This window comes from Bradyrhizobium sp. PUT101, assembly GCF_052043945.1.
Classification (GTDB): Bacteria; Pseudomonadota; Alphaproteobacteria; order Rhizobiales; family Xanthobacteraceae; genus Bradyrhizobium.
In genome coordinates, this window is sequence record NZ_CP197207.1 from 5397531 (window position 1) to 5414699 (window position 17169).

14 protein-coding genes are annotated in these 17169 nt (G+C 66.7%); 7 read left to right on the forward strand and 7 right to left on the reverse strand.

What is annotated here, in order from left to right:
* Positions 1 to 77 precede the first annotated feature (77 nt).
* Entirely contained in the window at positions 78 to 1190 is a 1113-nt protein-coding gene (locus tag ACSHT2_RS26030; RefSeq protein WP_440637394.1) for a ring-opening amidohydrolase, read from the reverse strand.
* A gap of 294 nt (positions 1191 to 1484) precedes the next feature.
* Between ACSHT2_RS26030 and ACSHT2_RS26035 the strand changes: the two genes are divergently transcribed.
* From ACSHT2_RS26035 to ACSHT2_RS26050, 4 genes are all read left to right on the forward strand, one after another.
* Complete coding sequence (locus ACSHT2_RS26035; protein ID WP_440637396.1) at positions 1485 to 3821, forward strand: Tex family protein; 2337 nt, start codon at positions 1485 to 1487, stop codon at positions 3819 to 3821.
* A 335-nt stretch (positions 3822 to 4156) separates the two neighbouring features.
* Positions 4157 to 4597 (forward strand): hypothetical protein, encoded by a 441-nt coding sequence (locus ACSHT2_RS26040; RefSeq protein WP_440637397.1) that lies wholly within the window; start codon positions 4157 to 4159, stop codon positions 4595 to 4597.
* A 102-nt stretch (positions 4598 to 4699) separates the two neighbouring features.
* Positions 4700 to 5392, forward strand: a complete 693-nt coding sequence (locus ACSHT2_RS26045) for a response regulator transcription factor (protein ID WP_440637399.1) — start codon at positions 4700 to 4702, stop codon at positions 5390 to 5392.
* Positions 5379 to 6455 (forward strand): sensor histidine kinase, encoded by a 1077-nt coding sequence (locus ACSHT2_RS26050; protein WP_440637401.1) that lies wholly within the window; start codon positions 5379 to 5381, stop codon positions 6453 to 6455. Before ACSHT2_RS26045 ends, ACSHT2_RS26050 begins: the two co-directional genes overlap by 14 nt.
* Before the next feature lie 12 nt (positions 6456 to 6467).
* Here ACSHT2_RS26050 and ACSHT2_RS26055 read toward each other — a convergent pair whose 3' ends face one another.
* From ACSHT2_RS26055 to ACSHT2_RS26065, 3 genes are all read right to left on the reverse strand, one after another.
* A complete protein-coding gene (locus ACSHT2_RS26055) occupies positions 6468 to 6839 on the reverse strand; it encodes a response regulator transcription factor (protein WP_440637403.1) in 372 nt (123 codons plus the stop codon).
* Positions 6836 to 7702, reverse strand: a complete 867-nt coding sequence (locus tag ACSHT2_RS26060) for a S1C family serine protease (RefSeq protein WP_440637405.1) — start codon at positions 7700 to 7702, stop codon at positions 6836 to 6838. Before ACSHT2_RS26060 ends, ACSHT2_RS26055 begins: the two co-directional genes overlap by 4 nt.
* Positions 7703 to 7925: 223 nt before the next feature.
* The gene (locus ACSHT2_RS26065; RefSeq protein ID WP_440637407.1) at positions 7926 to 9062 is read right to left on the reverse strand and encodes a diguanylate cyclase domain-containing protein; all 1137 of its coding nucleotides are present in this window, start codon (positions 9060 to 9062) and stop codon (positions 7926 to 7928) included.
* Between the two features lie 172 nt (positions 9063 to 9234).
* Here ACSHT2_RS26065 and ACSHT2_RS26070 point away from each other — a divergent pair, with 172 nt between their 5' ends.
* The 3 genes from ACSHT2_RS26070 to ACSHT2_RS26080 all read left to right on the forward strand — a co-directional run bounded on the left by ACSHT2_RS26070 (position 9235) and on the right by ACSHT2_RS26080 (position 13824).
* Positions 9235 to 10110 (forward strand): dihydrodipicolinate synthase family protein, encoded by an 876-nt coding sequence (locus tag ACSHT2_RS26070; RefSeq protein ID WP_440637409.1) that lies wholly within the window; start codon positions 9235 to 9237, stop codon positions 10108 to 10110.
* A gap of 171 nt (positions 10111 to 10281) precedes the next feature.
* Positions 10282 to 11373: a S1C family serine protease gene (locus tag ACSHT2_RS26075; protein WP_440637411.1), complete on the forward strand. Its 1092-nt coding sequence runs from the start codon at positions 10282 to 10284 to the stop codon at positions 11371 to 11373.
* Positions 11374 to 11499: 126 nt separating this feature from the next.
* On the forward strand, positions 11500 to 13824 hold the full coding sequence (locus ACSHT2_RS26080; RefSeq protein WP_440637412.1) for a xanthine dehydrogenase family protein molybdopterin-binding subunit: 2325 nt from the start codon (positions 11500 to 11502) through the stop codon (positions 13822 to 13824).
* Between the two features lie 98 nt (positions 13825 to 13922).
* Here the strand turns inward: ACSHT2_RS26080 and ACSHT2_RS26085 are convergent, their stop codons facing one another.
* Genes ACSHT2_RS26085 through ACSHT2_RS26095 form a run of 3 tightly spaced genes read right to left on the reverse strand, consistent with a single transcriptional unit; the run spans position 13923 to position 17143 of the window.
* Positions 13923 to 15119 (reverse strand): acyl-CoA dehydrogenase family protein, encoded by a 1197-nt coding sequence (locus ACSHT2_RS26085; RefSeq protein ID WP_440637414.1) that lies wholly within the window; start codon positions 15117 to 15119, stop codon positions 13923 to 13925.
* 15 nt (positions 15120 to 15134) lie between these two features.
* Complete coding sequence (locus ACSHT2_RS26090; RefSeq protein WP_440637415.1) at positions 15135 to 16283, reverse strand: acyl-CoA dehydrogenase family protein; 1149 nt, start codon at positions 16281 to 16283, stop codon at positions 15135 to 15137.
* A 5-nt stretch (positions 16284 to 16288) separates the two neighbouring features.
* Positions 16289 to 17143 (reverse strand): enoyl-CoA hydratase, encoded by an 855-nt coding sequence (locus tag ACSHT2_RS26095; RefSeq protein ID WP_440637417.1) that lies wholly within the window; start codon positions 17141 to 17143, stop codon positions 16289 to 16291.
* Positions 17144 to 17169: the final 26 nt, after the last annotated feature.

Consider the following 17169-nt stretch of genomic DNA (forward strand, 5'->3'; position numbering starts at 1 on the left):
TCCGAATCAAGCGAGCCGGCGCGAGGGGCAGGGTTGCGTGGGGCGGACAGGTCGCAAGACCGGAGATGCCGGTCGTATCAATCCGACAGTCGTGCGATCGCTGCAACCGGCCCGCCGCCCGGCGGGCCCTGGTGCTCGGCGCCGCCGGACACGTAGACCGCCCCGGTGCCGGCAAGGCCAGCGATCAGGCCGCCGACAGCTGCGCGGGCGTGGCGCGTCGAGCTGATGTCGGTGTCTTCCAGCATGGTGTGGCGAAAGCCGCGCACGCTGCCGTCAGGAGAGGCCTCCGCCTTGGCGAACATGTTGACGAGCTCGCGGCCCTTCGTTGCCTGCGGCGCGATGCGGAGTCCGACGCTTTCAAGCGCCGCGACCACCGCGCCGGAGTCGATGGCGTCGCTCATCACGGCATGACCGATCTCGAACTCGCTTGCTGATGCCGCCGAGTTGCCGAGCAGGATGACGACGTTGTGCATCAGCTCGATGCCTGATGAGGTGGAGGCCACGGACGAGAACAGATCATGGCGCCGCAGCACGTCCTCATCGCGGAGATCGGCTGCAATCTCGCCGAGCGCGACGGCGACGCCGAGCGCGGAGGCGCCGCGGGAATAGGCCATCGAGGCGTAGGCGCTGGTCGTCGCTGTCTTGTTGCCGCGCACCGCTGCCGCCTCGATGCGATCGCTGGTGAGCAGCGGGCACTTGACCTGCACGAAATGGACGTCGGCGGGATCGCTGATGCCGGCATCCGCCATGGCGGCCTTCACGGCCGTCGCCGTTTCCGTGATCTGCGCGGAGCGGCCGAGCTCCTCGGGCAGGAAATCCCGCGTCTGCGCCATGCCGATGCTCAGCCGCATGCCGGTGGGGCCCACCCGACGGGCGTCGACGGTTCGACGCGTGAACACCGTGATGTGCGGGCTGAGCACGCCTTCGGTGCCGCCGGACATCACGAAGGCAATGCGCTGCTCGACCTCGCGCGGCGGCAGGTCGAGGTGTGGTGCCAGCGCCGTGCACAGCGCGCTGACGGCGTATTCCCGCGTGAAGTCGTTGACGCCGCCATTACCCTCGGTCTTGCCGAGGATCGCCAGGATCTCGCGCGGGTCGATCGCGCCGGAATTGATCATGGCCATGAGACCGGAGACGTCGCCGGGGCCCGTGGTGGCGACCTTGAACACGCCGACCGATGTTGTACGCATGATTGTCCTCGTGTGGAGTTCAGGGGCCCGGCGGAGCAGACAGCCGCCGCTGAACAGCGGCTCCTGTCAAGCCACAAGCTCTCAGGATGACGGGTCTGCTATTCTGGCCCGCGACGCAGGAGAGAAGCCGCGCGCCCCCACGAATGTGGCGAGATGGCATCGATCCAGTAAAAAATCCTCTGTCGACGGTTGCGCGCCCCACCTTGATGAATCAACCTCGGTTGGTCCATAAGCGGCGTCCCGCGGCCGGTGGTTCGCCCCCTGCGTCGCGTGCTTTGATAGAGGGAATCTCGCGTGGCAAACATCAACCACAAAATTGCGCAGGAGCTTGGGGTTCGCGCCGAGCAGGTCGAGGCGGCGGTGACGCTGCTCGACGGCGGCGCCACGGTTCCCTTCATCGCCCGCTACCGCAAGGAAGCGACCGGTGCGCTCGACGACGCGCAATTGCGCACCCTGGAGGAGCGCCTGGTTTACCTGCGTGAGCTCGAAGACCGCCGCAAGGCCATTCTCGAATCGGTCCGCGAGCAGGGCAAGCTCGATGCAGCGCTCGAAGCCACGATCATGGCCGCCGACAGCAAGGCACGCCTCGAAGACATTTACCTGCCGTTCAAGCCGAAGCGCCGTACCAAGGCAGAGATCGCCAGGGAAGCCGGCCTCGAGCCGCTCGCCAATCAGCTGATGGCTGAGCCCGTCAACGATCCGAAGGTCGTGGCAGAAAGCTTCGTCAACGCCGAGAAGGGCGTTGCGGATGCCGCCGCCGCGCTCGACGGCGCCCGCGCCATTCTGGTCGAGCGCTTCGACGAGGACGCCGACCTCATCGGCGCATTGCGCGAGGAGATGTGGACCAACGCGCGCATGGCCTCCAAGGTGCGCGACGGCAAGAAGACCGAGGGCGAGAAGTTCGCCGACTATTTCGATTTCTCCGAGCCGCTGACCAAGCTGCCATCGCATCGCATTCTCGCGATGTTCCGCGGCGAGAAGGAAGAGATCCTCGATCTCCAGATCCAGGCCGAGGCGGAGGCGCCGCCGCCGGGCGTGCCGAGTGGCTATGAACTGAAGATCATGAAGCGGTTCGGCATCGCCGACCTCAAGCGCCCCGGCGACCGCTGGCTGATCGACACCGTGCGCTGGGCCTGGCGCACCAAGATCCAGGTGCATCTCAACATCGACCTGCGCATGCGGCTGTGGAATGCGGCCGAGACCGAGGCCGTGCGCGTGTTCGCCTCCAACTTGCGGGACCTCCTGCTGGCCGCGCCGGCAGGCACCCGCGTCACCATGGGACTCGATCCCGGCTACCGCACCGGCGTCAAGGTCGCGGTCGTCGATGCGACCGGCAAGGTGGTCGACACCATCGCGATCTATCCGCACGAGCCGCAGCGGCAGTGGAACGAGTCGCTGGCGACGCTCGGCAGGCTCGCGCTGAAACATCGCGTCGAGCTGATCGCGATCGGCAACGGCACCGCCTCGCGCGAGACCGACAAGCTCGCCGCGGACCTCGTCAAGGGCCTGCCCGAGTTGAAGATGACGAAGATCGTCGTGTCGGAAGCCGGCGCGTCGGTCTATTCGGCCTCGGCTTTCGCCTCGGAGGAATTGCCCGGCCTCGACGTCACCCTGCGCGGCGCGGTCTCGATCGCGCGGCGGCTCCAGGACCCGCTCGCCGAGCTCGTCAAGATCGAGCCCAAGGCGATCGGCGTCGGCCAGTATCAGCACGACCTCGGCCAGGCCAAGCTCGCAAAATCGCTCGATGCGGTGGTCGAAGACTGCGTGAACGCGGTCGGCGTCGACGTCAACACCGCCTCGGCGCCGCTGCTTGCGCGCGTGTCGGGCGTCGGCTCCGGCCTTGCGCAGAGCATCGTGGCGCACCGCGACGCCAACGGTCCGTTCAAGTCGCGCAAGGCGCTGAAGGACGTGCCGCGGCTCGGGCCCAAGGCATTCGAGCAGTGCGCGGGCTTCTTGCGCATCCTCGGCGGCGAGGACCCGCTCGACGCCTCCGGGGTGCATCCGGAAGCCTATCCGGTGGTGCGCCGGATTCTCGCGGCCACCAGGAGCGACATCAAGGCGCTGATCGGTAGCAGCGAGATCGTGCGCACCTTGAAGCCGAAGGATTTCGTCGACGAGACTTTTGGCCTGCCGACCGTCACCGACATCCTGCGCGAGCTCGAAAAGCCGGGCCGCGACCCCCGCCCTGCGTTCAAGGCCGCGGTGTTCAAGGAGGGCGTCGAGGAGATCAAGGACCTCAAGAAGGGCATGATCCTCGAGGGCACCGTCACCAACGTCGCCGCGTTCGGCGCCTTCGTCGACATCGGGGTGCACCAGGACGGCCTCGTGCACATCTCGGCGATGTCCAAGACCTACATCAAGGACCCGCGCGAGGTGGTGAAGCCGGGCGATATCGTCAAGGTGAAGGTCTTGGACTTCGAGGTCGCCCGCAAGCGCATCTCGCTCACGCTGCGCCTCGACGACGAGGTCGGGCCTAAGAAGGACGCACCCGGCATGCAGCGCGACAACAGCTCGCGCAATCCCGCCCGCATGACCTCGTCGGCTCCGCGCAAGCAGGAGTCTTCCGGCGGCGGCGCGCTTGCGGAGGCGCTGCGCCGTGCGGCCGAGAAGAATGGCGGCAAGCGGGCGTGACTCTCACCTCTCCCCGCTCTTGGCGGGAAGAGGTAGGAATTCGCGCGTAGCGCGGATTCCGGGTGAGGGGCAAGTCTCCGCGCGTCGAGCTGCTCGACGTATGGAGTGGCCCCATCCACGTCGTCATTGCGAGCGCAGCGAAACAATCCAGAGTCTTTCCGCGGAGGGATTCTCGATTGCTTCCCTGCGCTCGCAATGACGGGGAGAGAGCGCGGTCTCCCTAACACCCGCGTCAGAATCTGGCGCATTTGTAAGTTGAAGGCACCTGCTCCTTCTCCTCATCTAATCCTCCTCGCGCGGCATGGGGACTGCCGCGCTGCAAGGAGGACGTTTCGATGAACAACAGGCTTCTCAAGAGCCTCACGGCGACCTTGATCGCAGCAATGATGGCAGTCGCTTCACCAGCGCTCGCGCGCGGCGGTGGAGGTCATGGCGGCTTTGGCGGTGGCGGCCATTTCGGCGGTGGCGGACATTTCGGCGGTGGCATGCACGCCGGCGGCTTCGGCGGCATGCGGGCCGGCGGCATGGGCGGCGCCCGCTTTGCTCACGCCGGCGGGCCTGGCTTCGGCGGGGCGCGCTTCGCGCACGCGGCGATCGGGCCGCGCTTCGCCGGCGCGGGCTGGCACGGCCGCCATGGCTTCCATCATCACCATTTCCGTCGCTTCGGTGCCTTCGGTGCGCCCTATTTCTACGCCGGCTACAATGACGGCTGCTGGCGCAGGAGCTGGACGCCCTATGGGTGGCAATGGGTCAATGTGTGCGGAGACTATTGGTAGTCGCATCGCCGTACCGCACCATTGTCGCGATCGCCACCGGGCGGTTCCGCTCAGCCCCGGAACGGGATAGTCTGGTGGCGATCGTCGCGCGGAGTTTGTGTCATGAGCGGAGGTCACCGTCGCATCCTGGTCGTCGAGGACGATCCGGAAACTGCAGGCCAGCTGGTCGAGGAGCTGACCGTCTCGGGCTACGACGTCGACCTCGCAGCCAATGGCCGCGAAGCCCTGAGCCACGGCGCCGCGCGTGACTATGCCGTGATCACCATCGACCGCATGCTGCCCGATATCGACGGCATCAGCGTGATGCGCCAGTTGCGCGACGACGGCATCGTCGCGCCCTTCCTGATCATCTCCGCGCTCGGCGAAGTCGACGACCGCGTGCGCGGCCTGCGCGCCGGCGGCGACGACTATCTCGTCAAGCCGTTCTCCTTCACCGAACTGCTGGCGCGGCTGGAAGCACTCGGCCGCCGCAGCGAGACCATCGCCAAGGAGACGCTTGTGCGCGTCGGTGATCTCGCGATCGACCTGATCGCACGCAGCGCCAGCCGCCGAGGCCGCAAGATTCCGCTGCTGCCGCGCGAATTCCAGCTGCTCGAATATCTCGTCCGCAACGAGGGCCGCGTCGTATCTCGCGCGATGCTGCTTCAGCACGTCTGGGACCTGCATTTCGATCCGTCAACCAATATCATCGACGTCTATGTGGGGCGCGTTCGTCGCAAGGTCGACGATGCCCAGGCCTATCCGCTGATCCATACCATCCGCGGCATAGGATATTGCCTCCGTGCTCCTGGCTAAGACCCTCCGCTCCTCGACCTTCCGCCTGGCGCTGATCGCGATCGCGGCGTTTGGGTTGATCGTCGCGGCAATCATGGCCTATGTCTATTTCGGGACGCTCGCCTACGTGGAGCGCCGGCTCGGCACGGTCGCCGATCATGACGTCTTCACCGGCATGATCGAGCTCGCGATGGTCGCGGTCGCGATGCTGCTGCTGGTGCTCGCCGGGCTCGCGGCCGTGCTGGTGACGCGGCGCACGGTCGGACGGATCGAACAGATCAACGCCACCAGCCGCGCCATCATGCTCTCCGGCCTCGACCAGCGTATCCCATTGCGAGGCAGCAACGACGAGTGGGATCGTGTCGCCGAAAACCTCAACCAGATGCTCGACCGCATCGAGACGCTGATGGGCGAGGTCAAGCAGGTCAGCGACAATGTCGCGCACGATCTGCGGACGCCGCTGACGCGCATGCGCGGCCGGCTGGAAAAGGCCTATCACGCCCCGCGCAACAGCGAGACCGACGCCGCGCTGATCGGGGACACCATCGCCGATCTCGATGCCGTGCTCGGCATGTTCGCCTCCATCACCCGGATATCCGAGATCGAGACCCGCGCCCGCACCGGCGCCTTCCGCGCGCTTGATCTCGCCGAGATCGCCGGAGAGGTCGTCGAGCTCTACGATGCCGCCGCCGAGCAGGTTGCTACAAAGCTCAGCCTTGCCGGAGAACGCGACGTGGCGATCACCGGAGACCGCGACCTGCTGTTCGACGCCATTGCCAATCTCGTCGATAACGCGATCAAGCACGGCTGCAAGGGCGGGCAGGTGACCGTGACCTGCCGCAGAGCCGATGGCGCTGCGGTGATCGCGATTGCCGACGACGGTCCGGGCATTCCCGCCGAGCAGCGCGATCACGTCTTCAAGCGCTTCTACCGGCTCGAACAGAGCCGCTACACGCCGGGCAATGGCCTCGGCCTCAGCCTCGTCGCCGCGGTCGCGCACCTTCATGGCGCGGAGATTGCGCTGCATGACAATGTACCGGGCCTGACGGTCGCGCTCAGCTTCCCGGCGGCGCCAGCGCCGTGAGGCTTGGCGGCGTCAAAGCTCGATCACGCCACGCCGCGCCGCATGCGCGACTGCATCGGTGCGGCCGGTGGCATCCAGCTTGTCGAGCAGCGAGCCGACGTGAAATTTCACGGTGTGCACGGAGATGCCGAGCTGACGCGCGATCATCTTGTTCGAGGCGCCTTCCGCCATCAGCGCCAGCACGTCGAGCTCGCGCTGCGTCAGGGCAATGTCCGCAGGCATGATGCGCGGATCGCGCGCGACGATCGCGGCGGCGCCCTGCTCGCCGGGCGCAGCGAGACGAAGTCCGGGGATATTGCCGAGCAGCGACGCCAGGCGATCGGCGAGGGCGGGGTCGTCGATCTCCAGGGCGAGCACGATCTCGGCCGTCTTGTCCTCGCTCACGCCTCCGGCCTCTCGGCGACCGTGACCCTGAAGCTGGCCGGCTCGCCGCCGCGGCGCACTGCGACGTCGACCACCGCGCCGACGCTCGAAGGCCCGAGCGTCTGCGCCAGCGCCCGCACGCCGGACAGCTTCTGGCCGTTGACTGCCACGATCACGTCGCCCTGACGGATGCCGGCCGCGGCCGAGGGACCGGCCTTGTCGATATTCATCACCATGGCGCCGACGCCGTCGTCGAGCCGCACCGGCTGGAGCCCGAGGCCGAGATATCCCCGCGCGATGCGGCCGCGCGCCTCCAACTGAGCCGCGACGCGCTCGATCGTCGCCGTCGGGATCACCAGGACGCGCCGCGGTCCGAGCACGGCCATACCGAAGGCTTCGCCCGATGCGTCGAGCGCGAGGCCGCCCTGCTGGCTCCCGTGCAGGCGGACGTCGAGCTCGATCCGGGCATCGATGTCGCCGCCGCGTAAGGAGCGCCAGCTCTTGCCGGATGCCGACACCATCCCGAGCGCGGCGCTCGGCGTCTCGCGATTGGTGGCGACCACCACCGACAAGGCGCCGAGCGGCGGTACCGTCGCGGCGAGCTTGACCGGCGCGACGGCGGCATCGACGCGCAGCAGCGCGATGTCAGTCGTATGGTCGCGACCGGCGATCGTGGCGGCCGCGGTGCTTCCGTCGGCAAGGCCGATCTCGACCGCGCCCTCATCGGCCAGCGCCTCGTCGGCAGTGACGATCAGGCCGGGTTTCCAGGCGAAGCCGGTGGCGCGGGAACGGTGCGAATGCACGGAGACAACGGAAGGCGCCGTGCGCGCCACGATGTCAGCGAGGGCGGACGACAGGGAAGACAGGGGAGTAGGGGCGGTCATGGCAAGCTCCTGTAGCTGTCCTCAATCTGGGACGTCGCAGGCGTTTGCGAAACTGCCCGGGTGGCCAGGACCGAGCCGGCGCCGGCCGACGCGCCATCGGTGCAGGAACAGCGCCTGTGCAAAGCGCCTGGGCAGAACCGGCGCGCAGGCCGATGGCCTGGAGGGGGCGATCCCTGGGGCCCGCGGGTGCGGCTGCTCAAGGCGCAAATCGAACAGGACTGCTTCAGCCTGCTGCGCGTTCCAGCTCGGCGCTCTCATCCGACCAAGCGCAACGGCCGCCTCCGGCACGTTTCGCCGTATAGAGCGCACGATCGACCCGCTCCATGAGCTGCGACGTTGAGCCGGCGGTGGCTGCATCAGCGCTGACCAAAATGCCGGCGCTTGCGCCGATGCGGACCGGAATGTCCGTGAGCAAAAACGGCATCGAGAGATCGCGAATGGCCTGGCGCGCCAGCGCGAGCGCTTGCTCTCGGCCGGCATCGCCTGAAGCAACCGGTTTGAGCATCATGAACTCGTCGCCGCCGAAGCGCGCGGCAAGTCCGGTCCCGCCGATGCAGACCGACAGCCGCTCTGCCACCTGGCGCAACAGATCGTCGCCGACGTGATGGCCGTGGCGGTCGTTGACCGGCTTGAAGCCGTCGAGGTCGATGGCGATGATGGCGAAGTTTCCGCGGGTCTCCGCCAGCGCCTGGAAGAACGCGGCGCGGTTCGGCAATCCCGTCAGGAAATCGTGGGTCGCCTGGCGCGCCAGCCGGTGCTTTGCTTCGAGCCGCTCGACGAAGGCGGCGCTGAGATGTTTCGACGCCTCGCGCAATGTGAGCCAGAAGAACACCAGCATGACCGCGCCGAGCTTGTAGGCGAACTCGGGGCGGAGCAGGCCGGCCAGGATGGTCGGCGTCAACAGCACCGCGGCGGTGGTCAGGATGATCCAGGGGCGGATCGCTGCGCGCGAGACCATGCCGACGCAGAAGGACATCGAAAGCCCGAACGCGATCCAGGCGCCGGGTCCGTCGTCGAGCTCGAGCGCGCGATAAGACAACATGCCTAGCGCAAGGCCGAAGGCGGCCGCGCCGGCGCCGTAAAGCCCTTCCCAGCGGATCACGTCGGCATCGGAGAACTGCGTAGCGCGCGATTTGTAGCGGAGCAGGGATGCGATCCGGGCTGCGGCCGTGATGAAGATGAAGAGCGAGATCACCGCATAGCCGGTATCGCCGCTCATGAGCGTCAGCGCGGCTGCGCCCGTCACCGACGTGACGCCAATCGCGAACACTTGCGGCAGCGACGTGTACAGGAGATCCACGAGCTCGCGCCGGATGCGCGGATCGGGATGCAGGAACCTGGACAGCATTGTCAGAGTCATGGCCGGCACCATCTCTGCTTCTTCCTAACAAGGGGTAGGGGAAGGGGCGCGAGATGATGTTGGTGCGCAACGTCCTTAAGAAGTGGTCAATGCACAGGCTTGCTGGCGATTTTTCCTCGTGTTAGCAGCGTTGGGGCGCGCACGGCGGCCTGATGTCCTGAATGCAGCTGACATGTCCGAATTCCACGGTGTCTTTCCCTATCTCGTCTCGCCCGTCGGTGCCGACGGCACGGTGCGGACCAACGTGCTCGCAAAGCTCTGCGACGACCTGATCGGCGCCGGCGTGCACGGCCTGACGCCGCTGGGCTCGACCGGGGAATTCGCCTATCTCAACGCCGAGCAACGCGCGGTGGTCGTGCAGACCACGATCGAGGCCGTGCAGGGCCGCGTGCCTGTCGTGGCCGGCGTGGCCTCCACCTCCACGACGGATGCGGTGGCGCAGGCAAGGGCCTACCAGAAGCTCGGCGCCGACGGCATCCTCGCGATCCTGGAAGCCTATTTCCCACTCGCCGATGCCCAGGTCGAATCCTACTTCCGCGCCATCGCCGATGCCGTGGACATTCCCGTCGTCATCTACACCAATCCGCAATTTCAGCGTTCCGATCTCACCCTCGACGTCATTGCGCGCCTCGCCGAACATCCGCGCATCGGCTACATCAAGGATGCCTCGACCAACACCGGCCGGCTGCTCTCGATCATGAACCGCTGCGGCGATGCCTTGCGCGTGTTCTCGGCCTCGGCTCATATCCCCGCCGCAGTGATGCTGATCGGCGGCCGCGGCTGGATGGCGGGACCGGCCTGCATCATCCCGCGCCAGAGCGTCGCACTCTACGAACTCTGCAAGGCCGGACGGTGGGACGAGGCCATGGCGCTCCAGCGCCGGCTGTGGCGCATCAACGAAGCCTTCGCCCGCTACAACCTCGCCGCTTGCATCAAGGCCGGCCTGACCATCCAAGGCTATGACGTGGGCGATCCCGTCCCGCCGCAGGCCGCCCTCACTGCCGAGCAGCGCAAGTTCGTGGAAGCGGCATTGGGGCAGGTGTCATAGCCGCTTGTCACGTGGCAATATGCCCCGCCACCCGTTCAGGGAGCACAAAAGTCCTTACCTGCCCAACCGAGAAACTTCCGTTCGTTTGCGACGTTGCTGCGTGAGCGAGGTCTGTCACTCCATGCATGTGCATCCCAAGGCCGTATTCAGCACAAGAGAGGGTGATCACCGATGAATTGTCGCTACACGGTTGCCGCCGTCGTCCTGGCCGCGCTGCTGCTCGCCGTCACCGCCACGAAGATCCTGCATGTCCCTGTCCCATGGGCGGCGCCCTCCGCACGCGCGGTCGAGCAGCGCGGTCCGCTGTCCGATGGCGAAAAGGCGACCATCGAAATCTTCGAGCGCGTGTCTCCTTCGGTTGTCCAGGTGGCGGTGAAATCCGCGGCCAATCCTCTCATGGGTGAGGAAGGCCAGGGCGGCTCTTCCGGCACGGGATTCGTCTGGGATCGAGACGGGCATCTCGTGACGAACAATCACGTCGTCGCCAATGGCGGCGAGATTGCCGTGCGCTTTGCGTCGGGGGAGGTGGCCCAGGTCGACCTTGTCGGCACGGCTCCCAATTACGATCTTGCAGTGCTGCGGATCCGCAGCGTGCGCGAGCTTCCGCCGCCGGTGGCTCTCGGCAGTTCGGGCGACCTGAAGGTCGGGCAATCCGCCTTCGCGATCGGAAATCCATTCGGACTGGACCAATCGATGACGAGCGGAATTATCAGCGCGCTCAAGCGCAGGCTTCCGACCCATGGCGGACGGGAGATTGCCAACGTCATTCAGACGGATGCCGCGATCAACCCGGGCAATTCGGGCGGCCCGTTGCTGGACTCCGCCGGCCGGCTGATCGGCGTCACGACGGCGATCATATCGCCCTCGGGTTCGAACGCCGGCATCGGCTTCGCGGTCCCGGTCGACGTCGTGAACCGGATTGTGCCCGAGCTCATTCGCAACGGCCGCGTGCCGACACCCGGCATCGGCATCGTGGCCGCCGGCGAGGATGTTTCGACCCGGCTTGGCGTCGAAGGGGTGATCGTGGTGCGGACGGCCCCCGGTAGCCCTGCCGAGCGGGCGGGGATCCGCGGTGTCAACTTTTCGACTGGAGCGGTCGGAGACATCATCACCGCTGTCGAAGGCAAGCCGGTGCGGCGCCTCTCCGACCTGACCGATGCGCTGGAGCAGGCCGGCTCCGGGAAGACCGTTCGCCTCACGGTCAAGCGCGGCTCGGACACCCGTGACGTGAATGTGGGCATCATCGACATCGACAGGACTTAGCCGGCCCATCTGCGCCGGCAAGGGGGCTCTGAAGCGCATTGCAGATGTGCCGGGGCTCGGTTGTCTGGCCCGCAAAATCGGTTAAAACCGCCGCGGTCGTTTTCCGGATTTCGAGGACACAACGGAATGAACATTCTTCCCGGCAATTTGCGTTTCGGAGCGGGACAACCCGTCAAGCGTTTGGAAGACCAGCGGCTGCTCACCGGGAAGGGACAGTTCATCGACGATAAGCCGGAAGACGGCGCGCTGTGGTTGCACGTGCTGCGCTCACCGCACGCCCGCGCGAAGATCGTCTCGATCGACACCGGCGCGGCGGCGTCGATGCCCGGCGTCACCGCAATCTACACCGGCGCCGATCTCGTCAAGGACGACATCGGCAGCATCCCGACGCTCAACATCTTCAAGCGCCCCGATGGCAAGCCGATGACGGTGCCGCCGCGCCGCCTGCTCGCCCACGAGGTCGTGCGCTATGCCGGCGAGGCCGTGGCTGCAGTGGTGGCTTCATCGCGCGCGGAGGCGCAGAGCGCGGCCGAAGCGATCGTCGTCGAGTACGACGTTCAGCCCGCGGTGGTCGATCCCGTCGAAGCCGTGAAGCCCGGCGCGCCCGTGGTGTGGCCGGAGGCGCCTGACAACATCGTCGGCGCGATGAGCTATGGCGATGCGGCCAAGGTGGACGAAGCTTTTGCCAAGGCCGCGCACACCGTTGAACTCGATCTCGTCAGCCAGCGCCTCGTGCCCTCCGCGATGGAGCCGCGCTCGACCATTGCCGAGATCGACAAGAAAACAGGCCGTCTCCTGCTGCACGTGCAGTCGCAGACCCCGGCCTCGACCCGCGACGTGCTGGCGGAAGCCGTGCTGAAGCGTCCGAAGGACAGCGTGCGCGTGCTGGTCGGCGACATCGGCGGCGGCTTTGGCCAGAAGACCAACCTCTACCCCGAGGACGGCATCGTCGCCTATGCCGCGACCAAGCTGAACAGGAAGATCCGCTGGCGCGGCGACCGCACCGACGAGTTCGTCGGCGGCACCCACGGCCGCGACCTCACCTCGACGGCGGCCTTCGCACTGGACGAGAACGGCAAGGTGCTGGCCTATCGGGTCAAGTCGATCGGCTGCACCGGCGCCTATTCCTCGGGTGCGGCGAACATCATCCCGCTGGTGCTCGGGCCCTTCGTGCAGACCGGCGTCTACGATCTGCCGCTGGTGCATTTCGAGGTGAAGTCGGTGATGACCCACACCGCCCCGGTCGGCGCCTATCGCGGCGCGGGCCGCCCCGAGGCGGTCTTCATCGTCGAGCGTCTGTTCGATGCTGCCGCGCGGAAGATCGGCATGGATCCGCGTGCGATCCGGAAGGCCAACTACATCAAGCCGGCGCAGCTGCCCTACACCAATGCGGCGGGCCAGGTCTACGACTCCGGCGCCTTCGCCCACATGCTCGATCGCGCCGTGAAGCTTGCCGACTGGGACGGATTTGCCGCGCGCAAGAAGGCGGCGAAGAAGAAGGGCCTGCTCTACGGCCGCGGGCTGACCTCTTACATCGAGTGGACCGGCGGTCGCGCGCACACCGAGAAGGTCAGCCTGCACGCGACCTCGCAAGGGCGCGTCGTGCTGCATTCCGGCACCATGGCGATGGGGCAGGGGCTGCAGACCACCTACACCCAGATGATCTCCGACACGCTCGGCATCCCCATGGACAAGATCGACGTGGTCCAGGGCGACACCGATCTCGCCATGGGCTTTGGCAGCGTCGGCTCGCGCTCGCTGTTCGTCGGCGGCACGGCGGTCGCGGTCTCTTCGAATGACCTGATCCAGAAGGCGCGCGAGAAGGCGGCCAACGTGCTGGAGACCTCGGTCGAGGACATCGAGTACCAGGGCGGCATGCTCACCGTGGTCGGCACCGACCGCCGCATCAGCCTGTTCGATCTTGCCGAGAAGGAGAGCGGCGCCAAGCTCAGCGTCGATTCCGAGGGTGAGGTCGATGGTCCGAGCTGGCCGAACGGCACGCATATCTGCGAGGTCGAGATCGACCCCGAGACCGGTGTGTCCAAGGTGGTGCGCTACACCACGGTCGACGATGTCGGCGTTGCCGTGAACCCGATGCTGGTGACGGGGCAGATCCATGGCGGCGTGGCGCAGGGCATCGGCCAGGCGCTGTACGAAGGCGTCTCCTACGATGCCGACGGCCAGCTCCTCACCGCGAGCTACCAGGACTACTGCATCCCGCGCGCCGACGACGTTCCGCCGATCGAGGTGACGCTGGACGGCTCCGCGCCCTGCCGCACCAACCCGCTCGGCGCCAAGGGCTGCGGCGAATCCGGCGCCATCGGCGGCCCACCCTGCGTCACCAACGGCGTGATGGACGCGCTCGCCGAGCTCGGCATCACCCAGCTCAACACGCCGCTGACCCCGCAGAAGATCTGGAAGGCGATCCGGGACGCGAAGGCGGCGGGTTAACTCTCCTCGTTGTTCCAATCTCCGCTGTCGTCCCGGATCTGCGCTCCGCTTCGTTGCGCTTGTCCGGGACGACGGCGGAGGGTGGAGCGCCAGCCCAGCTAAATCCCCAGCATCATCTTTGCGATGATGTCGCGCTGGATCTCCGACGTGCCGCCGAAGATCGTGTAGGCGCGGCCGTTGAGATATTCCGGGATCACCGTCAGCATCTCCTCGGGCGTCGCCGGCTCGTGGTTGAGCTTGTACAGCGGGCGCATCGGCTCCACGGCGAGGGCGTCGTGGCCGATCACGTCGGCGCCCAGCCGCGTCACGGCTTGGCGGATCTCGCTATTGCGCAGCTTCAGGATCGACGACACCGCGCCGGGATTTTGCCCGGTTTGCAGTGCCGAGAGCACGCGCAGCTCGGTCATTTCAAGCGCGTCGATGTCGACCTCGACCTCGGAGATGCGCGTCGCGATATCGGGGCTGTCGATCGCGCGTCCCGTGAGATCGGACTCGGCAAGATCCGCGATGGCCTTCAGCCCCTCGCGCAGCTTGGCCGAGGCAATCCCCGAGCCGCGCTCGAATTCGAGCAGATATTTGCCATAGGTCCAGCCCTTGCCCTCCTCGCCGACGCGGTTGGCGACCGGCACGCGCACATCGTCGAAGAACACCTGGTTGACCTCGTGATCGCCGCCGATGGTGAGGATCGGCCTTGTGGTGATGCCCGGCGTCTTCATGTCGATCAGGATGAAGCTGATGCCGTCCTGCTGCCGCGGGCCGTCGCCGGTACGCACCAGCGCGAACATGCGGTTGGCGTGGTGAGCATGCGTGGTCCAGATCTTGGTGCCGTTGATGATGTAGTCGTCGCCGTCGCGCACGGCGCGGGTCTTCAGCGAGGAGAGATCGGAGCCGGAGCCCGGCTCGGAATAGCCCTGGCACCAATAGTCCTCGCCGGAGAGAATCCGCGGCAGGTAGAAGTTCTTCTGCTCCGGTGAGCCGAAGCCGATGATGACGGGACCGACCATCTTCACGCCCATCACGTTTACATTGGGCACGCCGGCGCGTGCGCATTCGGTCTCGAAAATCCAGCGCTGTGCCGGCGTCCAGTCCGGCCCGCCATGTTCGACCGGCCAGCCAGGCGCGCCCCAGCCCTGGCGGTGCAACGCGCGCTGCCAGGCGATGCCGATGTCGGGGTCCGAGAACACCGACGGCGTCAGCGCGGTCGCGCGCTTTATCTCGTCGGTGAGGTTCTTCGCAATGAAGCCGCGCACCTCGTCCTGGAAGGCACGCTCCTCGGCATTGAACGAGAGGTCCATAATGCGCTCCTTGTGTCAGGCCGAGACGGCCCTGCGGCTCAGCTGGGCGTGGCGGCCATAATGATGCGCGCTGCCGCCGAACAGCGTGTCGAAGGCGACGAGCCGCTTGAAATAGGCGCCGACCTCGAGCTCCTCGGTGACGCCCATGCCGCCATGGAGCTGGATCGACTGCTCGCCGACGAAGCGCGCGCATCTGCCGATTTTTGCTTTCGCGCCCGACGCCGCCCGGGCACGCTCGATCGGCGCAGCATCCACCTTCAACGCGGCCCGCAGCGCCATCGAGCGGGCCTCGTCGACCTGCATCGCCATGTCGGCGAGGCGGTGGCGGATCACCTGGTTGGCGGAGAGCGGCCGGCCAAATTGCTTGCGGATCTTGGTATATTCCAGCGTGGTGTCCAGCAGCGTCTGCATGATGCCGACGGCTTCCGCACCTAGTGCTGCCATGGCGCGGTCGACGGCCCATTCGATCGCCGGCAGAGCATCGCTGCCGTCGCCGAGCAGGACGTCTTCCGGCAGATGCACGTCGAACAGCTCGATGTTGCAGGCACGTCCGCCGCCAAGACGTGGATAGTCGCTGATGACGAGGCCCGGCGTCGTCGCCTGCACGAGGAACAGGCCGATCCGCCCCGACGGCCCTCGATGATCGTGGATATGCGCGGAGACGATGATCTGGTCGGCGGCATGTCCGTCGAGCACGGCGATCTTGCTGCCGGCGAGGCGCCAGCCTTCCGACGTCTTGTTGGCACTGGTCGTGACCTTGGCGAGATCGAACCGGGCCGCGCGCTCGGAATGCGCAAAGGCAAGCTTCAGTGATCCGTCCGCCACCTTGGGCAGGCTCGCCTGCTTCTGCTCCGTGGTGCCGCATCTGGCGATCAGCGCGGCGCCTAGCACCGTGGTTGCGACATAGGGCTCCGACACCAGCCCGCGGCCGAAGGCTTCCATCAAAATGCCGATCTCGACCGCGCCGCCGCCGAGCCCGCCGAACTCTTCGGGAAGCGGCAACGCCAGCCAGCCGAGCTCGGCGAATTGTTTCCACACCAAAGGGCTGAAGCCGAGCGGATCGTTCGCCATCTTGCGGCGGTGATCGGCATTGTAACTCTCCGCCACGAAGCGTTCCGCGCTTTCGCGCAGCAATCTTTGCTCGTCACTGAGGTTGAGGTCCATCGTGTTTACTCCGCGGCCGCCGGCGGCTTGCGCACGGAGGGATGCAGTCCGGAGGGATCGACGATCATGCCGAACTCCTGGAGATTATGGGCGTGGCAGAGCTGGTGCAGCGCAAAAGCCTGGTCGATCGCGGCCGGCTGGCCCATCACGTCGACCGAACGGTTCACCGCTTCCTTGGTCAGCTTCAGCGCGAAGGACGGCTTTGCCGCGATCCGGCGCGCCAGCTCGAGCACGCGCAATGACAAGTCCGCGCGCGGCACGACCTGATTGACCATGCCGAGCTGGTGCGCCTCCTGCGCGCTCCAGCTGTCGGCGGTGAACAGGAACTCCTTGGCTTTGCGCGGGCCGAGTTCCCAGGGATGCACGAACCATTCGACGCCGCAGACGCCCATGGTGACGACGGGGTCGCAGAACTGCGCATCGTCACTGGCGACGATGAGGTCGCAGGCCCAGGCCAGCATCAGCCCGCCGGCGATGCACCTGCCATGCACCTCGGCAATGGTCGGCTTGGCGAGGTTGCGCCAGCGCCGCGTGATCTGGAGATATATTTCCTGCTCGCGGGCGAAGCGGCCATGGGCGCCGGCTTCGGCGAAACCGCCCCAATGTCCGATCGGTGGAAAATCGACGCCTGCGGCATTCCTGGCGCCGGGGCGCAGGTCATGGCCGGACGAGAAGTGCGGCCCATTGCCGGCGAGGATGATTACCTTGACCGCATCGTCCTGCACCGCCGCGTCGAAAGCGGCATTGAGGTCGTAGGTCATTTGCAGGTTCTGCGCATTGCGCGCCTCGGGCCGGTTCATCACGACCCGGGTGATCGCCGGATCCGGCCTCTCCACGAGGATGGTCTCGAACGAGGACATGGCGTTTCCTCCGGCGTTTCCGCTTT